The 25,431-nt window shown below is 43.9% G+C and carries 27 protein-coding genes and 2 pseudogenes; 4 read left to right on the top strand and 25 right to left on the bottom strand.

What is annotated here, in order from left to right; genetic code table 11:
• The 9 genes and pseudogenes from BLS58_RS14420 to BLS58_RS14370 form a co-directional block, all read right to left on the bottom strand.
• Window positions 1-515 (bottom strand): annotated as a pseudogene (locus BLS58_RS14420) (hypothetical protein); the annotation flags it as partial.
• A gap of 1,284 nt (window positions 516-1,799) precedes the next feature.
• Window positions 1,800-2,219 (bottom strand): YdhK family protein, encoded by a 420-nt coding sequence (locus tag BLS58_RS14405; protein WP_342705777.1) that lies wholly within the window; start codon window positions 2,217-2,219, stop codon window positions 1,800-1,802.
• A 581-nt stretch (window positions 2,220-2,800) separates the two neighbouring features.
• Window positions 2,801-3,085 (bottom strand): metal-sensitive transcriptional regulator, encoded by a 285-nt coding sequence (locus BLS58_RS14400; RefSeq protein WP_090399497.1) that lies wholly within the window; start codon window positions 3,083-3,085, stop codon window positions 2,801-2,803.
• Between the two features lie 73 nt (window positions 3,086-3,158).
• A complete protein-coding gene (gene copZ / locus BLS58_RS14395; protein ID WP_090399496.1) occupies window positions 3,159-3,365 on the bottom strand; it encodes a copper chaperone CopZ in 207 nt (68 codons plus the stop codon).
• Window positions 3,366-3,487: 122 nt separating this feature from the next.
• Entirely contained in the window at window positions 3,488-3,766 is a 279-nt protein-coding gene (locus BLS58_RS14390; protein ID WP_090399495.1) for a glutaredoxin family protein, read from the bottom strand.
• A gap of 14 nt (window positions 3,767-3,780) precedes the next feature.
• Window positions 3,781-4,452, bottom strand: coding sequence for a hypothetical protein (locus BLS58_RS14385; protein WP_090399494.1), 672 nt, complete (start codon window positions 4,450-4,452; stop codon window positions 3,781-3,783).
• Window positions 4,453-4,635: a hypothetical protein gene (locus tag BLS58_RS14380; protein ID WP_090399493.1), complete on the bottom strand. Its 183-nt coding sequence runs from the start codon at window positions 4,633-4,635 to the stop codon at window positions 4,453-4,455.
• 13 nt (window positions 4,636-4,648) lie between these two features.
• Window positions 4,649-7,066 (bottom strand): heavy metal translocating P-type ATPase, encoded by a 2,418-nt coding sequence (locus BLS58_RS14375; RefSeq protein WP_090399492.1) that lies wholly within the window; start codon window positions 7,064-7,066, stop codon window positions 4,649-4,651.
• Window positions 7,067-7,087: 21 nt separating this feature from the next.
• Complete coding sequence (locus BLS58_RS14370) at window positions 7,088-7,414, bottom strand: (2Fe-2S) ferredoxin domain-containing protein (protein WP_090399491.1); 327 nt, start codon at window positions 7,412-7,414, stop codon at window positions 7,088-7,090.
• A gap of 295 nt (window positions 7,415-7,709) precedes the next feature.
• Between BLS58_RS14370 and BLS58_RS14365 the strand changes: the two genes are divergently transcribed.
• The 3 genes from BLS58_RS14365 to BLS58_RS14355 all read left to right on the top strand — a co-directional run bounded on the left by BLS58_RS14365 (window position 7,710) and on the right by BLS58_RS14355 (window position 10,843).
• Window positions 7,710-9,860 (top strand): copper-translocating P-type ATPase, encoded by a 2,151-nt coding sequence (locus BLS58_RS14365; protein ID WP_090399490.1) that lies wholly within the window; start codon window positions 7,710-7,712, stop codon window positions 9,858-9,860.
• A gap of 295 nt (window positions 9,861-10,155) precedes the next feature.
• Window positions 10,156-10,575: a MerR family transcriptional regulator gene (locus tag BLS58_RS14360; protein WP_090399489.1), complete on the top strand. Its 420-nt coding sequence runs from the start codon at window positions 10,156-10,158 to the stop codon at window positions 10,573-10,575.
• A complete protein-coding gene (locus BLS58_RS14355) occupies window positions 10,568-10,843 on the top strand; it encodes a thioredoxin family protein (protein ID WP_090399488.1) in 276 nt (91 codons plus the stop codon). The genes BLS58_RS14360 and BLS58_RS14355 overlap by 8 nt, the downstream gene beginning before the upstream one ends.
• Window positions 10,844-11,169: 326 nt before the next feature.
• Here the strand turns inward: BLS58_RS14355 and BLS58_RS14350 are convergent, their stop codons facing one another.
• Together BLS58_RS14350 and BLS58_RS14345 are read right to left on the bottom strand one after the other, a co-directional pair.
• Complete coding sequence (locus BLS58_RS14350) at window positions 11,170-11,352, bottom strand: hypothetical protein (RefSeq protein WP_090399487.1); 183 nt, start codon at window positions 11,350-11,352, stop codon at window positions 11,170-11,172.
• A 132-nt stretch (window positions 11,353-11,484) separates the two neighbouring features.
• Window positions 11,485-12,057: a hypothetical protein gene (locus tag BLS58_RS14345; RefSeq protein WP_090399486.1), complete on the bottom strand. Its 573-nt coding sequence runs from the start codon at window positions 12,055-12,057 to the stop codon at window positions 11,485-11,487.
• Window positions 12,058-12,306: 249 nt separating this feature from the next.
• On the opposite strand from BLS58_RS14345, the gene BLS58_RS14340 reads away from it, so the two are divergent.
• On the top strand, window positions 12,307-13,125 hold the full coding sequence (locus BLS58_RS14340; RefSeq protein ID WP_090399485.1) for a C40 family peptidase: 819 nt from the start codon (window positions 12,307-12,309) through the stop codon (window positions 13,123-13,125).
• A 247-nt stretch (window positions 13,126-13,372) separates the two neighbouring features.
• Here the strand turns inward: BLS58_RS14340 and BLS58_RS14335 are convergent, their stop codons facing one another.
• The 14 genes and pseudogenes from BLS58_RS14335 to BLS58_RS18075 all read right to left on the bottom strand — a co-directional run.
• On the bottom strand, window positions 13,373-13,723 hold the full coding sequence (locus BLS58_RS14335; protein ID WP_090399484.1) for a metal ABC transporter solute-binding protein, Zn/Mn family: 351 nt from the start codon (window positions 13,721-13,723) through the stop codon (window positions 13,373-13,375).
• Between the two features lie 954 nt (window positions 13,724-14,677).
• Window positions 14,678-15,013: a cytochrome b5 domain-containing protein gene (locus BLS58_RS14330; protein ID WP_245723189.1), complete on the bottom strand. Its 336-nt coding sequence runs from the start codon at window positions 15,011-15,013 to the stop codon at window positions 14,678-14,680.
• 185 nt (window positions 15,014-15,198) lie between these two features.
• Window positions 15,199-15,720, bottom strand: a complete 522-nt coding sequence (locus BLS58_RS14325; protein WP_090399483.1) for a TlpA family protein disulfide reductase — start codon at window positions 15,718-15,720, stop codon at window positions 15,199-15,201.
• Between the two features lie 278 nt (window positions 15,721-15,998).
• Window positions 15,999-16,553, bottom strand: a complete 555-nt coding sequence (resA, locus tag BLS58_RS14320) for a thiol-disulfide oxidoreductase ResA (RefSeq protein ID WP_090399482.1) — start codon at window positions 16,551-16,553, stop codon at window positions 15,999-16,001.
• Between the two features lie 98 nt (window positions 16,554-16,651).
• Window positions 16,652-17,842 (bottom strand): c-type cytochrome biogenesis protein CcsB, encoded by a 1,191-nt coding sequence (ccsB, locus tag BLS58_RS14315; protein WP_090399481.1) that lies wholly within the window; start codon window positions 17,840-17,842, stop codon window positions 16,652-16,654.
• Between the two features lie 37 nt (window positions 17,843-17,879).
• On the bottom strand, window positions 17,880-19,523 hold the full coding sequence (gene resB / locus BLS58_RS14310) for a cytochrome c biogenesis protein ResB (protein ID WP_342705776.1): 1,644 nt from the start codon (window positions 19,521-19,523) through the stop codon (window positions 17,880-17,882).
• 104 nt (window positions 19,524-19,627) lie between these two features.
• The gene (locus tag BLS58_RS14305; RefSeq protein ID WP_090399479.1) at window positions 19,628-20,347 is read right to left on the bottom strand and encodes a cytochrome c biogenesis CcdA family protein; all 720 of its coding nucleotides are present in this window, start codon (window positions 20,345-20,347) and stop codon (window positions 19,628-19,630) included.
• Between the two features lie 55 nt (window positions 20,348-20,402).
• Complete coding sequence (locus tag BLS58_RS14300) at window positions 20,403-21,320, bottom strand: F510_1955 family glycosylhydrolase (protein WP_143018926.1); 918 nt, start codon at window positions 21,318-21,320, stop codon at window positions 20,403-20,405.
• The gene (locus BLS58_RS14295; RefSeq protein ID WP_090399477.1) at window positions 21,317-21,532 is read right to left on the bottom strand and encodes a hypothetical protein; all 216 of its coding nucleotides are present in this window, start codon (window positions 21,530-21,532) and stop codon (window positions 21,317-21,319) included. Before BLS58_RS14295 ends, BLS58_RS14300 begins: the two co-directional genes overlap by 4 nt.
• Window positions 21,529-22,896 (bottom strand): sensor histidine kinase, encoded by a 1,368-nt coding sequence (locus BLS58_RS14290; protein WP_090399476.1) that lies wholly within the window; start codon window positions 22,894-22,896, stop codon window positions 21,529-21,531. The genes BLS58_RS14295 and BLS58_RS14290 overlap by 4 nt, the downstream gene beginning before the upstream one ends.
• 3 nt (window positions 22,897-22,899) lie before the next feature.
• Window positions 22,900-23,601: a response regulator transcription factor gene (locus BLS58_RS14285; protein ID WP_176764771.1), complete on the bottom strand. Its 702-nt coding sequence runs from the start codon at window positions 23,599-23,601 to the stop codon at window positions 22,900-22,902.
• 178 nt (window positions 23,602-23,779) lie between these two features.
• Window positions 23,780-24,106 (bottom strand): four-helix bundle copper-binding protein, encoded by a 327-nt coding sequence (locus BLS58_RS18080; RefSeq protein ID WP_090399474.1) that lies wholly within the window; start codon window positions 24,104-24,106, stop codon window positions 23,780-23,782.
• 330 nt (window positions 24,107-24,436) lie between these two features.
• Window positions 24,437-25,075, bottom strand: a complete 639-nt coding sequence (locus tag BLS58_RS14275; RefSeq protein WP_090399473.1) for a YdhK family protein — start codon at window positions 25,073-25,075, stop codon at window positions 24,437-24,439.
• Window positions 25,076-25,244: 169 nt separating this feature from the next.
• Window positions 25,245-25,418 (bottom strand): annotated as a pseudogene (locus tag BLS58_RS18075) (TetR/AcrR family transcriptional regulator); the annotation flags it as partial.
• Between the last annotated feature and the right edge of the window lie 13 nt (window positions 25,419-25,431).

Below are 25,431 nucleotides of genomic sequence, written 5' to 3'. Positions count from 1 at the left end.
GTGCGTTTTTTCTTGGAATGCATCAACGGAAGAAAGACCAATTGTAACTGTTCATCATCATCTAGTGTTTCCTGATGGTAAACCTTATATGACAGTCTACGAAAAATATCATCCCCGTCATAATCCTTCATATAAATAGCGTTGGCACGGTATTGGATGGATCCGTGGTCAAGATGTTCATCGGCTTTCGTTATATCAGCGCCATAAATGACATACGTATAGATGTTTCGCCCTGTTTTCTCATATAAGGCTGTATCATACAATTTGAACCGTTTGAGATCGTTTATGCTGAAGGTTGTTTGAAACTCAAGGTGCAGGTAAGTGCCATCTTGTAATAAAAACACGAAATCCATGCGGCGTTCGTTGACGTCAATCACCGGTAAATCCGTTGGTTCCACACGAAGAATGGGGGCGGTATAGATCCCATAAAAGTTCAACGCTTTTTGGCCAAATTGTTCCGTCATAGCCTTAAAAATAATATCATAATTCTGTTCGGAGATCTTTTTCTTTGGCATGCCCTCACCTAACCTTACTTCCATTATACCATGGATATTAATTGTTGTGTCAGACTTATTCGTTGTGATTTTCTATCCTCTGAATGTCGCTCCATTCTCCAAGTTCCCAAATCCAGCCATGAGATTCATCATGCTATTCTTTAGGGCTGTAGTTCCTAATTTATTTAAGGTCGTCGAAGGCGAAATACGCCCGTATTGGATCGACATGACAACACGCATAAGATCGGGGCTCCCGCAGGATCGTGAGAAGCGATGGGTTCGTGGTAAACTTCGCATGCGGCTGATGACTCTTTGAGCTTTTTTCACCCAGCCGCCCTCACATGCACACCACGAACCCAAACAGCTGTCAAAGGCGGCGGATATGGCTAGCAATCTGATTTTTTATCCACTTTCACAGAAGACCAAATCCGCCATATTCAATCCATTTTTTCATGTGTGATAAGGGACTCCGCAATGACTGGTACATTCTCCTGCAAAAGGTGGTAAAAAAGACCGCACAAGTGGTAAAAATCGTCCGCCGTACTCAGCGAACGTATTCGTTCTGGGGACAGGAATAATCCGTTTGGTTCGCTGTCTCTTGTAACTCATTTCGGACCTGTGCAATAAATGCTGCTACATTGGAAAGTAGACCTGCCTGTCCCGTAAAACTTTCAATGTTTGCCTCATACTCCTCCTAGGAAATCAGTTGCTTCCGATAGTCGGCATATCGCTGGCTTCCTTCGATATAAAGGTATCCCGATTTTAACCCCCACATGATCTGAGAGAATACGCAAACTTCAAAATGTCGACGGTTTATTTGATCAGGAAATGATTTTCGTTTTTGATTAGGAGGAATGATCCATCTCCACCAGAGATCTGGTATCCAAGATAAATCAATCAAGGGAATGTCTTCTTTTTTCCAAGGCCCTTTTTCTCTTCATGGACGGTTGGAATCCACTCTGCTCTTGAGATGCTGAATTAAGAAATCAATGGCTTATTCGATTAATGTATCTTGTCTGGTGGTTTTCAGTGACATGGAACGAAGAATGCGAAAAAGGTGAGCCCGATACCTTCTATAGTGATAAAGAAAGGGACGATAATTTTCGCCTGCGTAAGCGAGGTGTTCTTCGCATGTATGTAATAACTCCGTTCCCCGATCTCCGAGAACTTCTTCCATCGATTTTAGCTTTTCTTCGGAATCACCTTCAGTTTGATAGGCAGTGAGAACATTTCAAAGGGTTTCGATCAGTTCATCCGTGCCCTTTTTGTTGGTCCTGATACGTTTTCAGTGCCTTTTTCCTTTTCTTATGAATGCTCATCATACGCATAACAACAAACATTTCTCCCAATATAGACCGTCGTTTCTTCAGCGTCGTCAATCTCAGCCGTGGCTCCTTCCATTCCATCCATATGATCGGCATCTAATGTGACTTCGGTTCCCGGTTCAAGCGTTTCCTCCCCGGCGTCTTCGATTTCTTCATGAACCACCCATTCATGATTTTCCACTCTTTCTCCGCCATTGGTTGGTGTATAAGAAACAATGTAGGCGGTCGTATCATAAGCCCCAACGATGGTCGTCTCGGCACCTTCCATTTCTTCCAGATGGCCACCTTCCACCATTGCTTGGCTTCCCTCTTCAAAAGTTGGATTCTCTTCTTTCTCTAAATTATCCGGGACTTCACCGGAGGTGGAATGATCCATGTCTTCGTGCATGTCATCGTCCATATCCATGCCATCCATATCATTGTGATCGGGCCGTCATCACCCTATTATTTTAATTCTGAATTATTTAATTAAAAGACCCGTTGCCCTTCCAATAGAACGTATCCTTCTCCCTGTTCCATTTAAAATATAAGTATTGGTGGAGACGACGGGAGTTTATTAAAGTGACAGTTTATAGTTTTAAAAACAAGCTAAAACATTGATATGTAAGTGTTTTATGTTTCTTGAAAAAATGCCTACGGATTATATTTTTAAGTACTTGTTCTAAATTTGTTCCAACATAGTCCACCGATTATCGGTTCATGAATTGGCTGCTTATGAACCCTAAAACAAGAACCCTATCCTTATATGATCATAGAGATTTTGGTTTTAACTACTTCATTAGCACGCATTTGCAATCAAATCACCAGAACCATTGATCGAGTATCCAATTCGTGATCAACCTGTACTCGTAGGGTAAGGTATCACTCAAAAAAGAGGAAGAGAGCAAGAAGAGGTGCTTTTTCACTTATTTTCGTAGGTTAATGATTCATAATGGACAGTATCTTTCACGCTCAGCTCATCCCCTCTTCGCACCCGAACATTCACATCATTCGCTTCATAACATCCATCAACTCTTCAATCGTTTCTTCTTTATTGCCTTTTTCGATCGCATTAACGACACAATGGTGTGTATGATCTTCCATTAACCCAACACTGACCTTTTTCATCGCTGATTGAATGGCCGAGATTTGGTGGAGAATATCAACACAGTATTTATCCTCATCAATCATTTTTTGCACGCCCCGCACTTGCCCCTCAATGCGCTTCAAACGATTGAGTAATTCTTGCTTGTTCGGCTGAACGGTACGTTTTTCATGTGTCGACATACGTATGTCCTCCTTTCTTCCACATTTGTTTTTTTGGATAGGGGTTGTGCATGCATGCACAACCCCATTTCTTTTAGGCTATATCATACCCTTGATCTTCAATCTCTTCCGTAATGGTTCCTAAATCTACTTTATCAGAATCAAAGGTGACGTCTACTCTTGCTTCATTTAAATGCACCTTCACATTGTCGACGCCATTGAGGTTTCCGACATTCCCTTCAATGGAACTCACGCAATGGCCACAAGACATCCCTTTAACATTTAACGTCGTTTCTTGCATGATGGTTGCTCCTTTCTTGATAATAATTTGTGTGTTCAATAAGTGCTTACAACTACATATCAATCCCCCCTTTACTTGATTTCGATAAAGGTAATGAATCTTTTCATCATGACGCACGTTTTTCAAGATCGCATCTTTTGAATCAATGATTTTATCTCAAATGCATTGCGCTCGAAGCCTGTAAAGACCAGTGGTTTTTTCATTTTTCCCAGCAGTGATTTTTTGTTGAAAACAAAACCTGGTACAACTTTTGATCCAGTTTGTTTTTTTAAATCATCTTCTTTTTCGGGTGCTATGCTTACGTCATACTCCGTGTAAGCCACATTTTGTTCGTTCAAGTACGCTTTACTTTCCTTGCAATCCGAGCAAAGAGGATGGGTATACAGTTCGAGTTCATACATTGATAATCCTCCTCTTATTCGTCTACTTGAAGGATAAACGGAAATGTGAGAACACCGGCATCTTTATATTTAAATTCTGCCCAAACTTTATACAGCCCTGGATGAGCAAAATGGGTTTCGAAGGTGGTTTTATAATCAGAAGTCGGGTGAACATGAATAAATGTCTCTGCATCTTCATCAAGAATAACCACATGGCCGAGCGCCCCTAAATAGGGCTCTGGCTCTTCGCCATGCAAATAAAAGTCCAGCGTCGTTGTATCATTGGTGCTCAAACCATCGGTTTCCAGGGTGACTGTCTTCCCATCGATGTCTTGGGTCCGATCTTTACTCGCTGAGAGGGAAGCCGAGGGGGTGACTTGATCCCCCTCACCTACCTGAAGATCATTAGGTTGGGCAACATAGTTTTGGACCTTCGGAACAATATCGACAAAAGCTTGGTAACTGCCACCCTTAAGTTCTTTCGACGCAGCATAGACCCCGTTTTCCACGCGTTTCGGATGGAGGTGAATGAAGGATTCCAGATCATTGGAGACGATGATCAAATGCATCTCTTTTTCGTGGTTTTTTTCTAGTTCAGGTACTGCTCCGTACACATCCTCCAGTTGAACGCGAACCTCACCATCGTTATAAGAAACGTTGGTATGAATTTCAGAATCTCCTTCCATGTTGTCATGCTGATGATCCATTTATTCGCCCTCCTCATTTTGCGCGAAAGAAACTTCATGGCTTTCCATTCTTTCTTCACCACTTCCGTGATCTTCATGCATATCATTGCTCTCTAACGGATTCTCACCAGTGATGACTGTGTAACCGCCTATAACAACCGCCACATACACCACCCCCGCGAGCGCCCAGTGTTTAACTTTCATGTTCGCTCCTCCTTTATCGGCTTAACTTCAAACGTTGCAAACGTAAGGCATTCGAGACGACGGACACCGAACTGAAAGCCATCGCAGCTCCGGCTACCCATGGGGCAAGCAGACCGGCTGCAGCAATCGGGATGGATGCCGTATTGTAAAAGAAGGCAAAGAACAGATTCTGCTTAATATTACGGTACGTTTTTGTACTGAGCTGAACACTATCAGCCACACTGTGCAAGTCGCCACGCATCAGTGTAATATCGGCGGCTTCAATCGCCACATCCGTCCCTGTTCCGATCGCCATCCCGATATCGGCAACGGCGAGTGCCGGTGCATCGTTAATGCCATCGCCAACCATTGCCACTTTTTTGCCTTGGCTTTGGATCTTTTTAATTTCTTCAGCTTTTTGTTCCGGGATCACTTCCGCAATCACACGGTCAATCCCGACTTGTTGGCCAATCGCTTCAGCCGTTTGCTGGTTGTCTCCGGTTAGCATCGCCACTTCCAACCCAAGGTCATGCATCCGTTTAATCGCATCTTTGGATGTTTCTTTCACCGTATCAGCAACCGCAATCATCCCGGCATATTGGCCGCCAATGGCTATGAGCATTGCTGTCTTTCCTTTTTTCTCAAAGGCGGACATCTCATCACCGGCAGATCCAATCGTGACCGATGATGTTTGCATGAGTTTGCGTGTCCCGATCAGGACTTCGTCTCCGTCGACAAAGGCACGGACGCCAAACCCCGGCAACGCTTCGAAATCATCAGCCTCTCTCAAAGCGATGCCTTTTTCCTCAATCCCTTTCACCATCGCTTCTGCGAGGGGGTGTTCCGAGTTTTTCTCTACCCCACCGACGATGGCAAGCACTGTTTCTTCATTGTAATCAGGCGCAACGACAACATCTGTCAATGCAGGTTCGCCCTTGGTCACCGTGCCCGTTTTGTCAAGCACGATCGTTTGGATCCCACGTGTGCTTTCCAAGTGCTCACCGCCCTTAAAGAGCACACCATTCTCAGCCGAACGACCTGTTCCCGCCATAATGGACGTTGGTGTTGCTAATCCAAGCGCACAGGGGCAAGCGATGACAAGGATTGTAATGAGGGGCACTAACGCTGAACGTAAATCCCCGGGGTTGATCACGAAATACCAAACAAGAAACGTCGCAATGGCAACCAATACAACGACGGGCACAAAGATTCCTGACACTTTATCAACCGTCCGTTGCACATTCGCCTTGCTTCCTTGCGCTTCTTCCACCACTTTCACAATTTGGGAGAGCGCTGTATCTTTCCCGACTTTCGTAGCTTCGATTTTGAGAAGCCCATTTTTATTGATCGTTGATCCGATGACCTCGTCCCCTTGTTTCTTGTCAATTGGAATGCTTTCGCCGGTGATCATCGATTCGTCCATGGCCGATTGTCCTTCATAAATCTTTCCGTCCACCGGCACTTTCTCTCCAGGGCGCACCATAACCGTGTCTCCCACAAGCACTTCTTCAATGGCGACTTCCATTTCCTCGCCATTACGAATGATGCGTGCCGTTTTGGCTTGCAAACCGAGCAACTTTTCAATCGCTTTGCTCGTGCGTCCTTTGGCGCGTACTTCAAACAGTTTCCCGAGAACCACGAGCGTAATAATGACGGCTGCCGTCTCAAAGTAAAGTTCCGGCATCCCTTGTTGGCCAGTGACGTACCATTCCCAGCCCAAAAAGAGACTGTAGAAAAAGGCCGCCGTCGTCCCAAGCGCAATCAATACGTCCATGTTTGCACTTTTGTTTTTCAAGGCCTTGTAGGAACCACTATAAAACTGGGCGCCAACAAAGAACTGTACAGGGGCCGCCAGAGCTAGCTGCACCCATGGATTCATGAACATATCTGGCATATAGAGGAAGGACGTAAACTCAAAGTGGGCCACCATCGTCCAAAGCAAAGGCAACGTTAAGATCGCCGCAAAAACAAATTTACCGGTTTGTTTGCGTATTTCATCGTCTTTTCTACTCACCGTTTCTTCCCTTGACTGTTGCGGTTTGAGGGTATATCCCAATTTGCGGATCCCTTCCATCATATCTCTGACGGTAACTTGACCTTCGTCGTATTCGACAGAGACATTCTCCATAGCAAAGTTAACTGTTGCCGAAGAGACCCCATCCATTTTCGAGAGCTTTTTTTCAATTTTTGTCGCACAAGCCGCACAGGTCATACCTGTAATATCAAAGGTTTGTTTTTCATGAATGACTTGATAACCAAGTTTATCTATTTTCGCTTCAAAATCTTGGACATCCGTTTGATCGGGATCATAAACAACATTGGTTTTTTCCATCGCAAAATTCACATTTGCTTCGTTAACCCCGTCGATTTTGGAAAGACCTTTCTCAATTTTGGTGGCACAAGCCGCACAGGTCATGCCCGCGATTTGAAGGGATGCTTCTTTTTGTTCCAATTTCCCCATCTCCTTTTCCCGTTAGAAAAGCTCTGATTGAAATCCCTTGCGTGCGTATGAATAAAGAAGAGGTTGCTTATACGGACGCTGGACACCGATGCTCTTCACGAGTGCTTTCCCAAGCGTTGGTGTCATACCACGGTACCAATACCCTAAAGGGTATAAAACAACAATGGGGCCATATTTGCATTGCCCATTACACAATGTTTTTGTCGTGTGGATCGTATCCGTCAAGCTTTGATCATGGATGTCTCTTCTTATCGCCTCGGTAATTGCTTCGGCACCGTTCCTTATGCAAGACTTTCCATTGCAAAGCAACAGATGGTGGCCAACGCCATGTAAATCCATCCACTCCCACCTCCCGTTAAGGCGATTGAACAACATACAAATCATCATAATAGCTTCTGAAAAGAATATACCATACCCCTATACGGTATGTAAAGTATAATTTTTTTTCTTCATCCAAACATAGATATACGTTCGGACACCTTCTTGGATGTATTTTTTCATGCATTGTAATGTAAGTTCCGATATACAAGTCATAAAAGGCATGATAATAACGAACCCTATATTGACAGGGTATCATAAGCGTGTTTTAATTATACCCATACGGGGTATGTTATATTTGTGAGGAGGAGATAAAATGTCCAAAAAAGATCATCGCGAGCATGACCATCATGCTCACCACAAAGAAGATGAAGAAGATCATCACGGCCATAATCATCATGACCATCACGAGCATCATGGCCATGATCATCACAATCACCATGAACACCATGACCATGACGATCATGACGATCACGGCGGCCATGGGGGGCACTCCGGGCATGGTCACCACGGACATGGCGATCATGGAGATATGATGGCCGACTTTAAAAAACGCTTTTTCGTCACGATTATACTGGCTATACCTATTATCATATTGTCCGATATGATCCAGATGTTCTTTAACTATACGGTTGCTTTCCCTGGCGATACGGCGGTTGAACTCATCCTGGCATCCATTGTTTTCTTCTACGGGGGTTGGCCATTTTTAACAGGGCTTGTGAGTGAGATCAAAGATAAAGCCCCGGGGATGATGACCCTCATCGGCTTTGCCATCGCCGTGGCTTATGTCTACAGTGCTGCTACGGTCTTTGGCCTTGAAGGGATGGACTTCTTCTGGGAGCTGGCCACACTGATTGCCATCATGCTTCTTGGACACTGGATTGAGATGAAATCCGTGATGAAAGCGTCCGATTCGCTTGAATCCCTTGTAGAACTCATGCCTCAAGAAGCCAATAAGCTCGATGAGAACGATCAAGTCACAACCGTCGCTGTTTCTGAACTTAAAAAGGGCGACCGCCTTCTGATTAAGCCCGGCGAGAAAATACCGGCGGACGGTCATATTTCACATGGAAAATCATCGATCAATGAATCGATGCTTACCGGGGAATCGGAGCCTGTTGAAAAAAGCAAAGGGGACGAAGTCATTGGCGGGGCGATCAACACCTCTGGATCTTTGACGATCGAAGTCTCCAAAACAAGCGATGAAGGCTATTTATCACAAGTGGTGCAACTGGTCAAAGAAGCACAGGAAAGCAAATCAAAAACCCAAATGCTTTCGGACCGCGCCGCCAGTCTTCTGTTCTACGTCGCTGTGGTTGCCGGCATCGTTACCTTCAGCACTTGGATGGCCCTTGGTGTCGATACAAACTTCGCGGTCACTCGGATGGTCACCGTGCTTGTTATTTCTTGTCCGCACGCCCTCGGTCTCGCGATTCCGTTAGTAGCCGCCCGTTCCACGGGCATTTCGGCTCAAAAAGGGTTATTCATTCGTAACCGCATCGGATTTGAAAGCGCCCGACGAGTCGACACAATGATTTTTGACAAGACCGGAACGTTAACGCACGGGGAATTCGGCGTAACGGACATCATCCCGGCCGAAAACAATATAACCGAGGAGGAGTTGCTGAGGCTTGCAGCCTCATTGGAGTCGCAATCAGAGCACCCGATTGCTGCCGGCGTTGTCGCGAAAGGAAAAGAAGAGAACATCGATATCCCCCAACCGGAAGCCTTTGATTCGATGACCGGGTCGGGCATTACCGGAAACGTTGACGGCAAAACCATTTCGGTCGTGAGTCCGGGGTACCTACAAAGGGAAGGCATCCCCTACGATGAAGAACGCTTTTCCGAACTCGCGGAAACAGGCAAAACCGTTGTTTTTGTCCTGCAAGAGCAAACCTTACTTGGAGCGATTGCCCTCGCTGATGTCGTGAAAGAATCCGCCAAAGAAGCCGTTGATCGTTTGCACGAAATGGGCATCGAAACCGTCATGCTCACCGGAGACAACGAAAAAGTGGCGCACGAAGTGGCCAAACAGATTGGCATTGATCAAGTCATTGCCGAAGTACTTCCGCATGAAAAGGCAGAAAAAGTGAAGGAATTGAAGAAAGACGGGAAACGTGTCGGCATGACCGGGGATGGCATTAATGATGCGCCCGCGCTCGCTAATGCTGATCTCGGCGTTGCCGTTGGCGCAGGCACAGACGTTGCCATGGAGACGGCCGATGTTGTGCTCGTCAACAGCGATCCACTCGATGTCGTATCCATTGTCGATTTGTCTAGGCTCACTTACCGAAAGATGATTCAAAACCTTTGGTGGGCGGCTGGCTACAACATTGTCGCGATTCCACTCGCGGCAGGTGTGCTCGCTGCATGGGGATTTGTGCTTGACCCCGCCGTAGGTGCGGTCCTTATGTCCCTCAGCACCGTTATTGTAGCGATCAATGCCCAGACGCTCAAAATGAAGTAATCACGTCTGGCATTACTTCACCAGGTAGAATATACCACCAAACATTTAGAAACCCCTTGCTATAACAGTGAGGGGTTTCTCTATCTATGCTTTTATTTTGTTATCGTTCTTACAGATTAAATTTAAGGACACGTATCCCTCATTCGCCCATTTTCTTTTATGCTTTCTTATGCTTTAGCCAATGATGATACATTAACCCGAATAACGCATGCGAGTCTTCATGAAGGACACCAAAAAACCCTTGACTCTGTATCATGGTACAGACTTTATCTTAATAACCGAGGAGGGAAAGGCTATGGACGGCCTAACAATAAGTCAAATAGCAAAAGGCTCAAACGTTAATATTGAAACAGTGAGGTACTACGAAAAACGGGGGCTTATTTCCGTGCCTCCTCGGTCAGAATCTGGCTACAGGATGTTTTCGAAAGAGGTGATACAGGACATTCAATTTATAAAGCGTGCCCAAGATATTGGATTTACGCTTGAAGAAATTAAAAAGCTGCTATTAGCTTCTCATAACGAAAACTTTCGTTCAGAAGATATGTACCAATTTGCAAATCATAAAATCCAAGAAATTGACTCGAAAATAAACAAGCTTATTCACATGAAATCATTATTAGAAGAGTTAGCAGCAAAGTGCCCAGGCTCAGGTGTTCCGAAAGACCAATGTCCAATCATTACAAACCTATCTAAAGGAGAGATTAAAGATGGCTAAAAAGTTAGTTGAAGTATTTACGGCCGGTTGCTCGATCTGTGAAAGGACTGTCAAACAAGTAAAAGACCTTACGCAATACAGTTCTGAGCATGACGTTGTTGTATATGACTTAAATAAGCAGTGTGATACGAACGAATGCGAAGATAAAGCTAAAGAGTACGGGGTGCAATCGGTTCCATCAGTGACCATTAACGGGAAATTAATGGATTGCTGCAGCCATAGAGGGGTTAATTTCGATACCCTACAAGCAGAAATATTAGGTCATTAATTCATCGGAAGCAAGATTATTCGTTATTTCAAGTACGAGAGGGCGCTATCCTTAATTTAAGAGTTGCGTCTTTTTTCTTCTGGTCAGGGCCTTTGAGCTTTGCATGAACTTATTTGATCTACAAAATAACAGATAACCTAATCGGTACGATAACCACACAGCTTAATTATCTAAGAAAGGAAGACCACAATTAGGTCTTCCTTTCATGTTTTCTTATTCTGTTGTTTCTTCTTCATTAGAACCCATGAAATTATGACAAGCATCCATCATCGCTTGTCCTTCTGGAGAATTCATCGCTTCCATCATTTGATTCATGTCCTCTTCGTTCACATACCATTCATCATACCGCCACCGTTTATCATACTCTCGTCGTCCATCATCCCATTCATCATGCCATCGTTACTATGATCGCCAGATGCAGATGTCACACCGATCGATCCTGCAACCAAAACAACAGCAATAGAAACAATAGCAAGTGATGGAATGAGTATACGTTTTTTTGTATTCATGCGTTAATCCCTCCTTCTTTTTATACTCAACTATACCCCAAAAATGTGGAGAAACTATGGAGAAGAAAAACTAAGGAGGAAAAATCGTTATACTCCTGGATAACGCGCCTCTTCTTTTTTCGAGAACATCTCCTAATTGATCATTATATGATGATCTTCCTCGTGTTGCGGGGGTTGCTGCATTTCCATATTCGAAAAGGGGTAGGTCCAGAATGTGAGTAGCATTATCAAACACGTTACAACTAGAAGCAAATAATCATATTTTTGAACGATGATTGGCAATGTTTCCTGAAGGACATGGCGCATACAAAACATCGTGGTACCAATTAACAATAACAAACTGATCAATAGGAGGACTGCCCCCTCTGAAATCGTGAGCATTTCTACGATCATTGCTCCCATCCTCCCTGCCATGAGATCTGAAAAAAGTCCTTCAATACTTGCTAATACATGTAAGCGTATACCGAGAATAAATCCGGTAATCCCAGCAAAGGTTATGCTGCCCAAGGTCGAATATAACAAATGTCCATGAAAAACGATTCCAAAGAAAAACCCTAATGACAAGCCAAATGCCATAGCCAAAGCCATGGTCATCGTCATATTGACCATGTGATTACCTTTGTATCTGGTAAAAAAATAAATAAAATAAATGAAACCCAGGCTAATAGAAAAGAAACTAATAAAATACATATACCCCGTAACCATTTCATCCATCCTTCTTGTCTTTTATCACTATTTTATGGGAAAAGTAACAACATATGAATAGCAATTAAATGCATTAGGGGGGTATTGTATATTAAATAATATAGATCCTTTATTTCCGATATTAGAGAAACTTCCAGCCAGTCAGTTAAATTAAATAAATTGTAATTATACAGTAATAGAAACTCCATATTTTCTACAAACTTTCTTGTTATTTTGATGTAAGAATTCAAAATTAGGGAGGAAGTTTACATGTCAAATGGAAAAACTAGAATGCTATTTTTATCTTCATCGCTTGTAACAGCCGTTATGTTTACGCCGATGTGGAGTGAAAACGTCTCCGCATATGCCCCAGACGAGGATGATCCTAACGCACAAGATTATACCGAGGAGGACATGGATAATTCCCAACCCTATCTCCTGAAACATGACCAAGGTAGTGACGTGGAACAATTACAGTCTGACTTAGGTGATCGAGGGTACAATGTTCAAGTCGATGGGATATTTGGTCCTGAGACAGAAAATGCTGTCAAAGCGTATCAAAGTGATCAAGGCCTTGATAGAGATGGCGTAGCAGGCTCAAATACATATCAGGCATTAGCATCGGACGAAACACTGGACGAAGAACCCGACACAGCAACGGATGAAGCACCGGACACTTCAAGGAATGGTGAACTGTCAAATGAAAATTTAGAAAACCAAGATTCATCCGCCTCAGAAATTGCGGCAACAGCTGAGAGTGTCTTAGGAACGCCTTATGTTTGGGGCGGAACAACACCTGATGGATTTGATAGCAGTGGCTTTATCAACTACGTGTTTGATCAAAATGGCATCGATGTTTCTCGAACTCATGCAGAGATGTGGGAAAACGACGGGGAACACGTAACCTCGATGAGCATTGGGGATGTCGTGTTTTTTGAAGGTACGTATGATACGACAGGAGCTTCACATAGTGGCATCTATATCGGGGATAACCAAATGATTCACGCAGGGAGTGAAGGGGTTGTTCAAGCGGACATCACCAGTGATTATTGGCAAGATCACTTTATCGGGTTCAAAACCATGCAATAACGCTTATAAGGATAATCTGTTGATATGATTTGTTCATACCAACAGCTTTTTTTGATCAACTGTCTTTGTTCCTCTAATAGCATCAGAACGGAGATTTAGGCAATATTGAATCGCAAAGGGGTGATAAACATAAGCGAGTGTTCAAAGCTTGTACAACTCCGGACAACAACACGAGAGAGACATTTGTCGAGGTGATTGAAGATCCATAGCGTCCTTTGCAGATCGGCTCCCATGCAGCCATTTTCCACTATTCATTCAAAGCGGTTTCCAGTGTTTCAATATTTTTCCTCATTATGCTGAAATAGTCTTCATTATTCTCCGTGTCTTCTTCTGAAATGGATTCCAAGTTTCGAAGCACCATGCTTTCTGCGCCGATTTCCTCCTGAATCACTTCGGTGACGGAACTGCTCACGTTATTTTCAAAAACGACGTAGCCGATATCTTTTTCTTCCGCGATTTCGACGATTTCGGCAAGTTCTGATTGGGACGGCTCTTCATTAGGGGAAAGACCTAGAGTTAGCAATAGGTAAGCGTTTGATGTTATCTCCGGCTTTTCCCCTGCTCCACATGGAGCATGCAGGATTTCCCCGCACTCCACGCTCCATCTAACGACATATACTAGATGATAAGTTCCTCGTTACCTTCACACAAGAGAAAAACTATTGCCCAAACAGAAAACTCTTGCCTGAAAGCTCGCACTGTGTAAAATCACACATTCCTACCCGATCGGTGCGATGCACGCTTGGAAAACCATCGTTCCATTCGCTAGACTTGGGGCTGTTCCTCCACTCCCATTACAGGAGATTCTTCGGTCATACCCCTACCCTCACAAAGATAAATGCTTTTCAACATATGTCTTATAGCAAACGTTTCGAGTGACAGCTCTTGTTCCAACGTTCCTTGCTTTCCAAGTCCCTTACAACGTAGCTATCGATACTGGACATAGGTGCTTCCTTTAAGCCTGTGAGCTGGATACCTCCGTCGTTTGGTATAGCGTGTCTCAGAGAGCGCATTTTTACTCCACGCCACTCACGTCATCGTTGGATGACTCATAAGTTTCCCTATGATCAATCTCTAGACCCTTACATTCGGAAGTTTGTCAGTTCTTTTCAGTAAGAACATTCTCACCATATCCAGTTTTTCAGCCGCGCGGCATATCCGTCGGCATACCTTCTCATTGAAAGTGGCTCCAGCCTTCGTTCTGCCGAATCACCTGTGCTTCACACCCTAAGACCTGTCAGTCTTAACGCATGCAGGATCTGTTGACGGGATGGTTTCGGGAAACATGGTTCCGTCATTCCCATCCTCCGTTGTAAAGTTGGAATTTACGTTAATTCCCCGCATGTTCACGCTTCAAAGCGTTTATAGCGGAACTTGTCGCGCGCGCTCTATTCTTGAACAGTCATTCTCACTTCGTTCGTATTATGAGTTTAACCAGTCATTTCTGGTTGAACTCATAATATAAAGGGCGTAATTGCGGAACATTCCTTCCCTAAAAAATACCCTTTGGAATCATCTTATCCAAAGGGTTAAACTTCGCAACTCATTCTTATTATTCTTCAAGTGTACCAACAGTTGGTAAATCTTCCAATGGATCAGTCCCATGTGGAGCTTCTTCAATTTCTTCTGTGTGGTCCTCACCAGCCTCTAATCCATCAGCGGGGGCGTGTTCTCCACCTTCCCATTCATCAATATCTGTAACGTCGTAAACGACGCCATCAACCGCTACATAAGCATCGTTTCCATCTTGCCCATCATACTCTCCAAGTTCTTCCAATGTAAATGCTTGATCTTCTTCCGTTTCATCTCCTTCATCCGCTGCTTCTTCTCCGCCACAAGCAGCAAGTAGCATGACTGAGCTACCAAGAATCATTACTAATTTATTCAAAAAATCTACTCCTTAAATTAAAATAGTTATTAATGGTGTTTCCATATCTATAATATAACATTTCGAATTTGGCTCTAAATAGGCATGTCACAGACTTGTCAGCTTTAAAAACCGTTTGTAAGGATATGGTTCCTCACCATTCCTATACAAGATGGACGACTCAGCGAAATCTTTATGGTGGTTGGTCATAAGAAAGGTTCGATTCTCTCTATGAGCATTTCTTCGGTCACTTCCCCCATAATGATATCAACGATAATGCCTTCGTCATTAATCAAATACGTGGTCGGGAGGCCAGCAACTTGATACTCATCAGCCATCACCCCATCCGTGTCGAAGAGGATAGGCATGGCAACTGGTCGATCATCTAAAAATTCCATCGCTTCATCCATCGTACGTTCAAACGATGACATATTGACTGCTAGCACATTAACCTCTTCGTCACTAAATTCCTGATGGACTTGATCAAGCAAGGGAAATTCTCGAATGCAAGGTTCACACCAAGAAGCCCAAAAATTCATAATGACAAACGTGCCACGTACATCGTTTAAACTCATACTTTCTCCTCCGGCTTGCGGCAATTCAATATCTGGGGCTTCTTCTCCCTGGTTGACCCCCATTGGAGGAGAAGAAGCAGAATTATAAATGATACCTCCCATCACCAACGTTGCAATCAGAAGAGCCCCTATGCTGCTTATTTTTCGAACCATTTATATTCCTCCATCGACCTGTTGTTTTCTAGGAAGAACAGCACTTTTTTTTCATCGCCAAGCCAGCTGGCATATCATTTTTAATTGATCATCATTATTCATACCATCATTGGGTTGTATCGTAGAGTGCTATCTTTAACGTTTATTTCCATTCAATAACCGAAGTAGCTGTGTAACTATCCACGTTTCTTATTTCCCATTTGTCTGCCTTGTAACAGGATTGTACTTTTCATTTGAAATACGGTGTCATGATTAGGTTTTTTACTTCTACTGGGTTGTTACGTGGATGTAGGGTCGACCATTTCCATAAAATCTTGGACGTGTTCTTCACTCATGCCACCTACGCGAATGTGAACAACCTCCCCGTTTTCATCAATCATATAGGTCGCCGGGAGTTGCCCGACACCATAATAATCCATCACATCGCTATTTTCATCCATGAGGATAGGGAAAGTTAACTGAAGACGATCAACAAATCGATCAATGGTCAACTCGGATTCCCCCACATTTACGGCAAGAATTTCAACATCATCATCCAAATACGCCTGATGTTGATCTTCCATATAAGGCATTTCTTCTTCACATGGTGGGCAATAGGTGCCCCAAAAGTTAAGAAATACGCCTTGCCCTTCATAATCGGCAAGTTCTACCCTTTCACCATCCATATTCATCAGCGTGAAATTAGGGGCTTGATCTCCTTCAGAAACCGCCTCCTCCGTGTGAACAAAATTGGTGTAAAACACGTAAGAAACAACGACAGCCAGCGTCATTAACACAGCCGTACGCATCCATAGACGCCGTCGTTTACGTTTAGCCCTTTCCTCTTTATCCATAGTCCACCTCACTATTGATAGATTGCCATTGATGGCGCTTTTCGGCATTTCCCAGACGTGTGTGTCCTCTCAGCACCTTGTCAAAGATGCTTTTGATTCTAAGCATAAGAGTGAAGACCTGCAATAACAAGGTTGACGAATATTAAATTAATCATGATAATCGCGAAACCGACCACAGCCAACCAAGCAGAAGGTTCCCCTTGCCAACTGCGGTTCAACCGTAAGTGCAGGTAAGCGGCATAGAAGAGGAAAGTAATTAGTGCCCACACTTCTTTCGGGTCCCACCCCCAAAACCTTGTCCAAGCAATTTGAGCCCAGATCATGGCAAAAACAAGCCCTCCTAATGCAAAAAGTGGGAACCCAATCGCTATGGCACGATAGCTTATTTCATCCATTAAGTCCGGATTGACCCTTTTCACGAATGGTTGTAAAAGAGTCCCTATACGTCTCCTCGTGATTAAACGAACCGCCCCAAATAAAACGAGACCAGAACCAAAAGCCCATGCTGTTGTGTTCAAGGAATCACTATCAATCCAATCGGGCATTTCGAACCAAGGCTCCATACGATCTGAAGAGAGCAACTCTCCCTCGTTCGGGCCAAATATCGGGGGAAGATCATAAATGATTTCGGCTGGTTCTTCAAATTCATTGACATAAGCAAATTGAGCTTCATAACCGAATGCGTTAAACGCGTTGGTCAAAACGATGAAGGCGAAAAGAGTCATAAAGGTGTACATAATAAACTCGACGCCAAACGTCCTTTTGGTCATTTTTTTTCCTTTTAAATCGATTGTCCGTAGAAGGTAAATGACCCCGGCCCCAAAACTAACGGCAAGAATTCCCTGAGCCAACCCTGTTGTTAACACGTGAATCTCAAGCCAATAGGTTTGTAAAGCCGGTTGTAGTGGTTGATAATCAGTTACAAATACTGTGGCATACCCAATCATGAGCATCACAACAGGCAATGTAATGACACCAAGGACGTTACTTCTATATATGCCATAGATGATCACAAAAGCGAGGCTTAACGTAATACCAAAAAATGTAAGATACTCGAACATATTACTAACCGGGGCAAACCCGACCGTGATCCATCTGGTCACGAAATACCCTAAGGCAAAAACGAGGCCACCAATGGCTGTTATATACCCGAAAAGACCCCAGTTATTTCCCGTTACCCGGCCTTCTTTATTCCTCCATTTTCGCCCTGTCACAGACACCGCGTATAAAACCGTCGCAACTAAATAGAAAAAGAATGCGATCGTGAGTAGGATCATGCTCAAACTCATCTTTATTTACCTCCTATACTCCCATTAAGAGTGAACCTTAGCTATCGTCCTTGTCCTCTCCCTTCTCGTATTCATCATCAATCTGATCCCGGGGCGTTGTAATCTTTGTCTCTTTCGTGATCGCATCGATGTCTTTTTTCAGGGGTGCCCAGTGTTTATTCGTGTGAGCAGCAAGCCAAACCTCTCCGTCGTTTCGTTGCAACCAAATGCGACGATGCGGCCAATAAGATCCTTGTACAAGACCGATAAGGAAAATGGCCCCTCCAACACTAAGATAGGGAATGGTGTTATCTTTTCGAACGGTAAGACCTGTTAAATCATTGGTATCAAAACCATCTAACGAAAACGCGTACCGATTCTCTTCTTGATCAGGGCTCACATTGTAATTCGCCTGAATACCGAGAAAAGTATGGTCTAATGCTTCTGTATCCGGGTTCACCATTTCAAAAATGAATGCCGGATTGTCCGGAACATCATTTTCCGTTGTTGGCATGCCTTCATCATTCATTTCGAAATTCGGGAAGTAGCTATGAATGCGAACCTCCTCCCCATTATTAAGGGCATACGTATCATCAGGGTCATTTAAATCTACGGCAAAGGAGCCCAACACCTCATCGGTTTCTGTGTCCTCAACTTCAAAACTCAGCTCTTTTAACTCATCCAATTTATAGTCCACTTGGTAAAGCGCATAATCATCGAAGTGGAAGGCGTCATTGACTTCTATCGGATGCCGATCGACTTCTTCGAGCTCTTGATCGACACCCAAAGGGCCTTCTGGGGTATATAATACGGCATCTGTCCGAAAGGTTTCTTCGAATTGAATGGCGGCACTTGCTTCCATGCCATCCGCAAAAATTTCATCATCTTCATCAAACTCTTCGTATGTGAATCCCTGATTCTCAACGTAATAATCACCGGATGTGCCAGGGACCACTTCGGTCTCGCCCTCACGCACCCACATATTTTCATCGACATACATGCCTGGGAAAAACCGAAGCGATGCCCCGATTAAAAATATAATCAACCCGATGTGATTCACATAAGGCCCCCACCGTGCCCAACGGTTTTTCTCCGCCAGTATATGGCCGTTTTCTTCCCGAATGTTGTATCGCTTCTTTTTCAATAGATCTTGAGCTTCCTGAAACGTGTGGTCGATATCTTCCACCCGAGTGGTCCCAAAAATACGCTGACGTTTCATAAAACTTTTGTGTCTGGTTACACGCTGCGATTTCAAAGCTTTATACAACGGAAAAAACCGATCGATACTAGCAACGATGATTGACACTCCCAGCGCAGCGATCAACAACATATACCACCAGGATCCATACATATTGTGCAACCCAAAAGCATAATAAACCTGGCCTAATCCTCCGTACTCCTCTTCATAATACACTTCCGGCGTTTCGCCGGGCGGCATAAACATCTCTTGCGGAAAAATGGTTCCGAGAGAAGAAGCTATAAGCGTCACAATAATAATGCCTATCCCGACCTTAACCGATGAAAAGAAATTCCAGATTTTATCGATAATAGATGTGCTATATATTTGGGAACGACGCGCAGCACCCTCGTAACGCATGTTGAGCAATCGGTTCGAATCAGGGTCTGCCAGTGGTTTGCCACATGATCCACATACTTCTGTCCCGTAAGGGTTGACTCGCCCACACTCGCATTTTTGATTCATCATGAGCCCCCCATTAATCTAGTTTCATAGATGATCAGTTTTCCCGAACAATCTTTCTTGGACGCCAATCGCTTTTCGAAAGAATGTCTCATAACCCCAACCATTTAAATCATCCAGGACGGGACATACTGCCCTAAATACATCGCGATCGTCTCGAAATAACCGGTGAAAAGAAGAATCCCCAGGATAATCATAATGATGCCACTCCCTTTTTGAATGGCCGGTAAAAAACGATTGATGGAGTTAAGCTTCTGGAAAGATTTCGCATAAAGGAGCGAAACCCCTATGAATGGTACCCCCAGTCCCATGGAATAAACAAAAAGCATGGTCGACCCTGTAAGCATGCTTCCAGATGCTCCCGCAAGCGTGAGGATGGAACCGAGGGTGATGCCAATACAAGGCGTCCATCCAGCTGCAAATACCAGTCCAAACAGCACCGAACCGGAAAAGCTTGAGGCTTTTTTGGGCGTTTTGGCTACTTTTTTCTCTGTCAGTAAGGCACGAATGGAAATAAGCCCACTCATTTGTAGCCCAAATAAAATAATGATTACACCGCCTAGTTGCATTACGACACTACTGTACTGATTAAACCATGACCCAAGCAGGGTTGAGGATAACCCCAACAGCAAGAAAATAATCGTAAAGCCAAGAATAAATCCGATGCTTCGGGTGAAAATCAGCCGCCGATCCGCATTGATGGCTCCCGATGAGACATCGGTGCCGGTCAGTTGAGCCAAATAAGCCGGAAGCAATGGAAAAATACAAGGGGAAAAGAAAGATATGAGGCCTGCCGCAAAAGCAAGGCCGAGCGACACATCATCCATATAACGAGTTCCTCCTCCAACATTGATGTATGATGACCGTCTTATATTTCAACGATCAAGATTCATGTAAACTAATGCCTTGCTCAGCTTGTTGTTCCCATGTTTCTCCGCCATTCTCTGTATAAAAGATGTCCCGTTCCATGGTTGTCACCATGATGGTGTTCTCAGCTTGTGGGTTCTGGGCCAGATAACTGATGGCGTCTTCTTCGATCGATGGAGCAGGGATCTCTCTAACTACTTCGCCGGAGGCGCCTATGGCTTTGAGGGTTGTTTCTTCTTCCACACCCTCAGCAACAAGCAATTCACCGGTGTGTGCATAGGTTAAAGCTGGTGCTGGCACACCACTAAGTACCTGCTCAAAGGAATCCCCGGCATCATTAGATTGAAAGACCCCTTCTTCTGTGCTAAGAGCCACCCTATTTTCCTCATCAGGATGAGCTGCGATCGCAATCACGCTTCCGTTTACCCCGTCCACATCACGTGGTTCCCATTCCTGCCCCTCGTCGAGGGTTCGATGCAGACCCAGCTCATCCATTTCTGAATTAGGCTCCGGATTCATAGCATAGATGGCGTCTGTGTTGTAACTGGCCGACATGACATGAAAATCAACCTCCCCTTCGAGTGCGAGCAACTCAAGCGTTTCGCCCCCATCCGTGCTTTTTACAAGGCCAAACGGATTTTTATAATCCGACTGCATATTTGGATGCCCACTGCTATAAAACCCTTCTGAAGTCATAGTGAACCCCATAAAGTCATGAAGCTCCCCCTCGCCATCCTCCACAGTCTTCCATGTTCCGTCCTCATAGACGCGCAACCCATCATGTGCTGGAATATATGCCTGCTCCCCATCTTCTGTGAAGCCAAGCCCATGTATATGTGTAAATTCAACCTCTTCTTGAGCTTCGGTTTGACACCCACTCATGAGTACTCCTACTGCTGATAAACTTGCAAGATACAACACTAACGATCTCATGTTTTTCTTCCTTTCCGTTTGCTTATGAATGAAATGATGATGTAGATCATTACACCTACTAATAATGGGATCCCCATCCAGAAACAGATTTGAAAAAGGAGTTGGAGATAAGAAGGAACATCGGCTGAAGCCGATATAATGCCGGACATCACCAAACAGTGCAAGCCGATGGCGATTAACAACGAAGCAATCCACCAATCCCTTCTAGTCATTCATCGCCCTCCTTTGCTTCTGGAAAACGTAGCGTAAATGTAGTCCCTTTTCCAGGAACACTTTTCACCTGAATGCTTCCATATTGGAGTTCCGTTAATTGTTTCACGATGGCAAGCCCTAAACCTGTCCCCCCAAAATCACGTGCTCTGGACTTTTCAGCCCGATAGAAACGCTCAAAAATGTAGGGGAGATCTTCAGGAGCGATACCCCTTCCCGTATCTGCAATTTTTACTTCGATGTCCCTGCCTTTCATGGATGCCTCGATCCAAACATGCCCATTTCCCGTATAACTCACCGCGTTTTGAAGCAAATTTGTGAAGATCTGTTCTAGACGGAAGCTATCAGCTACAATCATTGGAAGTTTTGCTTCCATATCAACCTTTATGGTATTGTTCTTTTTCTTAGCTTCGGTAACTATTTTTGCTTTTGCTCGTCTGATAACGTCTTCGATATGAACGAGCTCAAGGTTCAAGGGAAAACGTTCTTCTTCCATTCGGGATAATTCAAATAAATCATGGATCAGTCGATTCATGCGGTGGGCTTCTTCATGAATAATATCGACAAACTGTTGTCTTTCGGTTTCGTCCTGATAAAGCTCTCTTTTTAGTGCATCACAATACCCCTGGACATAAGACAGTGGCGTCCGTAATTCATGGGACACGTCCGAAAAAAAAGCTTGCCTGTTGCTCCGATATCTTTTTAGTTCACGCGCCAACTCATTCATGGAATGGGAGAGCGACCCCAACTCATCTTTTGTTTTCACTGGGACTTCCACATCTAAATCCCCCATGGCCATTTGGTTTGCCGCCCTTTCCATCTCCTGTAGAGGCGTTGAAAACTCTCTGGAGGCAATAAACGTAAAACCAAAGGCAAGAAGAAGGGCTCCAACCCCTGATAGAAGCAGCGCGTGCTGTACTTGAATGGCTGACTCATCCATGAGATCTGAAGGTGAAAAAATAAAGACCTCTCCAATATCGTCATTCTGCACTCGTTCGCCAGCATAAATATATTCTTGACGATCGTTTGGGTCTATAAATTTTCCTGCCTCTCCCTGCGATGTTGAATGATCAGAGGGATGAAACCCATGGATCCCGGAATCTTCTACAACATTTCCATTTGGATCAATAATGACCATCTTTCGTGCTGTCTCCCGATCCATCGATTGGACAAGAGGTTCGATGTCAGGATCATCGACCACAGCAAGGAGGGTGGCATATTGGGAAGCCATTTCCTCCGTTTCTTCGTACAAATGGACTTCATTATAATTGGTGAAAATTTGGATCATGACATACCCTAACGGAAGCAGGACGATGAGAAACAAAATCATAATTGATCCACTAAGCTTATAAAAAATCCTATTCATCGGCTATTTTCCTTCCGTTGTATTAAAAGTGTATCCCACTCCCCACACGGTCTTCATTGGATTAAATGTCAGACCAGCCTTTTTCAATTTGGTTCGGATATTTTTGATATGAGTGTCGATCGTGCGAGGATCGTGCCATTCACGATCCATTGTCCAAATCTGCTCGATGATATTTTCTCTTGTATACACGCGTTCCGGACGGGAAGCTAATAAATATAAAATGTTAAATTCTTTTGGGGTTAAATCAACGGATTGGCCCGCCACCTTAACCTCGAGCCGATCCGGTTGAATAAATAATGCCCCAGCTGTTATCCCTACTGGATCCTCGTTTACAGAGCTGGATTTACGCCGGAGCAATGCTTTTACACGTGCGACGAGTTCCTCTGGAGCGAACGGTTTTACAAGATAATCATCCGCCCCAAGATCAAGCCCCTTAACCCGATCTCCCACTTCTGTTCTCGCTGTTAACATCAGAATACCTATATTGGACTCTTCCATACGTAGGCGTTCACATACATCCCAACCGTCTGTCTGCGGCATCATAATATCCAAAATAATGGCATCGTAAGGTTGAGCGGTTGCCTTATGTATCGCTTCTATTCCGGAGCTTGCTTCCTCAAGTTCATAGCCTGCATTTGTCAGATAAAGTCCAATCAACTGTCGCATTTTTCGCTCGTCATCCACAATAAGTATACGTTCAGCCACTTTTGCTCCTCCCAAGAAGTGCTATATGTGAAGTTTATCTAGTAAATATGTAGTTGATGTGAAGAATGGGCATGTAAAATATGATCATTTTTTGACGAAAACACGGATGTAGAGTGTCCTATCTTCTCATAAAAAGAAACCCTGAAGGCGGATAAGAACCGCCTCAGGGCCGAAGAAATTATGCAGCCGCCATCTCTCGGCAAATTTTTGCGCACCGATGACAAGCTTCCGCGCAATCTTGGCAGTGCTGGGCGTGCTCATGCTTCGCACATTCATCGCCACAAGCCTGACAGATGTCAGCGCACAATTCACAGATCTGCTTAGCAAAACGGCTGTTTGTTTGCATGGCCTTAACGGCAAACGCACAGACATCGGCACATTCTCGGTTCAAACGAATGCACTCCGCCATCATTTGGACGTCGTCTTCTTTGAGGCAATCATCAAAACACCGATTGCACTGTTCCATGCATTCTAAACATGCTTGGATACACTCTTGATAATTCATTAACCTTGGCACTCCTTTCTTATGACACATAATTTGCATTCACTAGCTAGTGTGCGGTGTCCTTAATGGTTTATCCATTAAATATGTAGTTTTTATGAAGTTGAGAAAACTTTTTTTGCTTCTTTCTCATTGAAACGATAGTTACAAAAATGCCCTTATCGGATCAATGGACATGGAATGATGGGATAAGGGCTAATCAATATTGTTTTCTATTTTTCATCCATACATAATGACATTATATATCCTGTTCATTTGCAGGATATAGCTTATAACATCATCTGATATTTCTCCATTTACTAATCAGTTAGAAGGTAGCCATATTGACTTCTTTTATTCAACATCTGTTAGTTCATCTTCTGTGACCCATTTATGATTTTCAACTTCTTCTCCACCGTCCGTCGGTGTGTAATCAATCATATAGATCGTCGTTTCTTCAGCTTCATCAATCTCCGCTGTGGCTCCTTCCATGCCGTCCATATGATCGGCTTCTAATGTGACTTCTGTTCCCGGTTCAAATGTTTCCTCCTCGGCTTCTTCGATTTCTTCATGAACCACCCATTCATGATTTTCTACTCTTTCTCCGCCGGTGGTTGGGTCGTAAGAAACAATGTAGGCAGTCGTATCATAAGCCCCTACGATGGTAGCCTCAGCACCTTCCATTTCTTCCATATGACCGCCTTCCACCATTGCTTGACTTCCCACTTCAAAAGTTGGATTTTCTTCTTCCTCTAAATCATTCGGAACTTCACCAGAGCTGGAATGATCCATGTCTTCGTGCATGTTATCGTCCATTTCCATGCCATCCATATCGTCGTGATCGGGCATCTCTTCACCCATATCTTCCATACTGTTATCCGAACCGGAATCCATCCCTTCATCTGGCAATGGATCTTCATCACCATTGCCACATGCAGCTAATGCAAAAGCTGTTACCAGGGAAACGGACCCTATCATGATTTTTTTCTTCATTTTATAGTTCCTCCTTTTCCATAGTGGCAATGTACCAAGTAAATGTGTAGAAAATATGGAGACATGAAATCTATAGGGATAAAAATGCGGCATATCAAGTTTAAAAATGTGGTGAAAAACTTTTATCGCGCTTCGTTAATTGAACTGTTGTTAGGTTCAATTATCTATTTTATACGCTAGGTGATCTGCAATACTCATGAATAATCTGTGCTTTTATTTCTTCAATGGGAAACTTCTGTGGATAGGTAGATATCATCAGCGTGATGCCTTGAAGCACAGACGAAAAATATAGCGACCGTTTCCTCAACTCCTTTACCCCCATTCTTTCAAATATTTCACATTGCCGCTTCTTATTC

The sequence above is a fragment of the Natribacillus halophilus genome, from assembly GCF_900100185.1.
Lineage (GTDB): Bacteria > Bacillota > Bacilli > Bacillales > Marinococcaceae > Natribacillus > Natribacillus halophilus.
The sequence above is the reverse complement of the archived record's forward strand: the minus strand, read 5'-3'. Positions and strand labels throughout refer to the sequence as shown.

Bases quoted from the DNA above. Each gene is read 5' to 3' on its own strand.
- BLS58_RS14365 (WP_090399490.1), top strand. From the start codon at position 7,710: ATGTCCAAAAAAGATCATCGCGAGCATGACCATCATGCTCACCACAAA.
- BLS58_RS14405 (WP_342705777.1), bottom strand. From the start codon at position 2,219: ATGGACGATGACATGCACGAAGACATGGATCATTCCACCTCCGGTGAA.
- BLS58_RS14380 (WP_090399493.1), bottom strand. From the start codon at position 4,635: ATGAAAGTTAAACACTGGGCGCTCGCGGGGGTGGTGTATGTGGCGGTT.
- BLS58_RS14325 (WP_090399483.1), bottom strand. From the start codon at position 15,720: ATGGTTCGAAAAATAAGCAGCATAGGGGCTCTTCTGATTGCAACGTTG.
- copZ (WP_090399496.1), bottom strand. From the start codon at position 3,365: ATGCAAGAAACGACGTTAAATGTTAAAGGGATGTCTTGTGGCCATTGC.
- BLS58_RS14290 (WP_090399476.1), bottom strand. From the start codon at position 22,896: ATGAATAGGATTTTTTATAAGCTTAGTGGATCAATTATGATTTTGTTT.
- BLS58_RS14355 (WP_090399488.1), top strand. From the start codon at position 10,568: ATGGCTAAAAAGTTAGTTGAAGTATTTACGGCCGGTTGCTCGATCTGT.
- BLS58_RS14400 (WP_090399497.1), bottom strand. From the start codon at position 3,085: ATGTCGACACATGAAAAACGTACCGTTCAGCCGAACAAGCAAGAATTA.
- ccsB (WP_090399481.1), bottom strand. From the start codon at position 17,842: ATGAGTTTGAGCATGATCCTACTCACGATCGCATTCTTTTTCTATTTA.
- BLS58_RS14340 (WP_090399485.1), top strand. From the start codon at position 12,307: ATGTCAAATGGAAAAACTAGAATGCTATTTTTATCTTCATCGCTTGTA.
- BLS58_RS14370 (WP_090399491.1), bottom strand. From the start codon at position 7,414: ATGGATTTACATGGCGTTGGCCACCATCTGTTGCTTTGCAATGGAAAG.
- resB (WP_342705776.1), bottom strand. From the start codon at position 19,523: ATGAATCAAAAATGCGAGTGTGGGCGAGTCAACCCTTACGGGACAGAA.
- BLS58_RS14350 (WP_090399487.1), bottom strand. From the start codon at position 11,352: ATGAATACAAAAAAACGTATACTCATTCCATCACTTGCTATTGTTTCT.
- resA (WP_090399482.1), bottom strand. From the start codon at position 16,553: ATGGATAAAGAGGAAAGGGCTAAACGTAAACGACGGCGTCTATGGATG.
- BLS58_RS14275 (WP_090399473.1), bottom strand. From the start codon at position 25,075: ATGAAGAAAAAAATCATGATAGGGTCCGTTTCCCTGGTAACAGCTTTT.
- BLS58_RS14360 (WP_090399489.1), top strand. From the start codon at position 10,156: ATGGACGGCCTAACAATAAGTCAAATAGCAAAAGGCTCAAACGTTAAT.
- BLS58_RS18080 (WP_090399474.1), bottom strand. From the start codon at position 24,106: ATGAATTATCAAGAGTGTATCCAAGCATGTTTAGAATGCATGGAACAG.
- BLS58_RS14385 (WP_090399494.1), bottom strand. From the start codon at position 4,452: ATGGATCATCAGCATGACAACATGGAAGGAGATTCTGAAATTCATACC.
- BLS58_RS14305 (WP_090399479.1), bottom strand. From the start codon at position 20,347: ATGGATGATGTGTCGCTCGGCCTTGCTTTTGCGGCAGGCCTCATATCT.
- BLS58_RS14295 (WP_090399477.1), bottom strand. From the start codon at position 21,532: ATGACTAGAAGGGATTGGTGGATTGCTTCGTTGTTAATCGCCATCGGC.
- BLS58_RS14390 (WP_090399495.1), bottom strand. From the start codon at position 3,766: ATGTATGAACTCGAACTGTATACCCATCCTCTTTGCTCGGATTGCAAG.
- BLS58_RS14345 (WP_090399486.1), bottom strand. From the start codon at position 12,057: ATGGTTACGGGGTATATGTATTTTATTAGTTTCTTTTCTATTAGCCTG.
- BLS58_RS14300 (WP_143018926.1), bottom strand. From the start codon at position 21,320: ATGAGATCGTTAGTGTTGTATCTTGCAAGTTTATCAGCAGTAGGAGTA.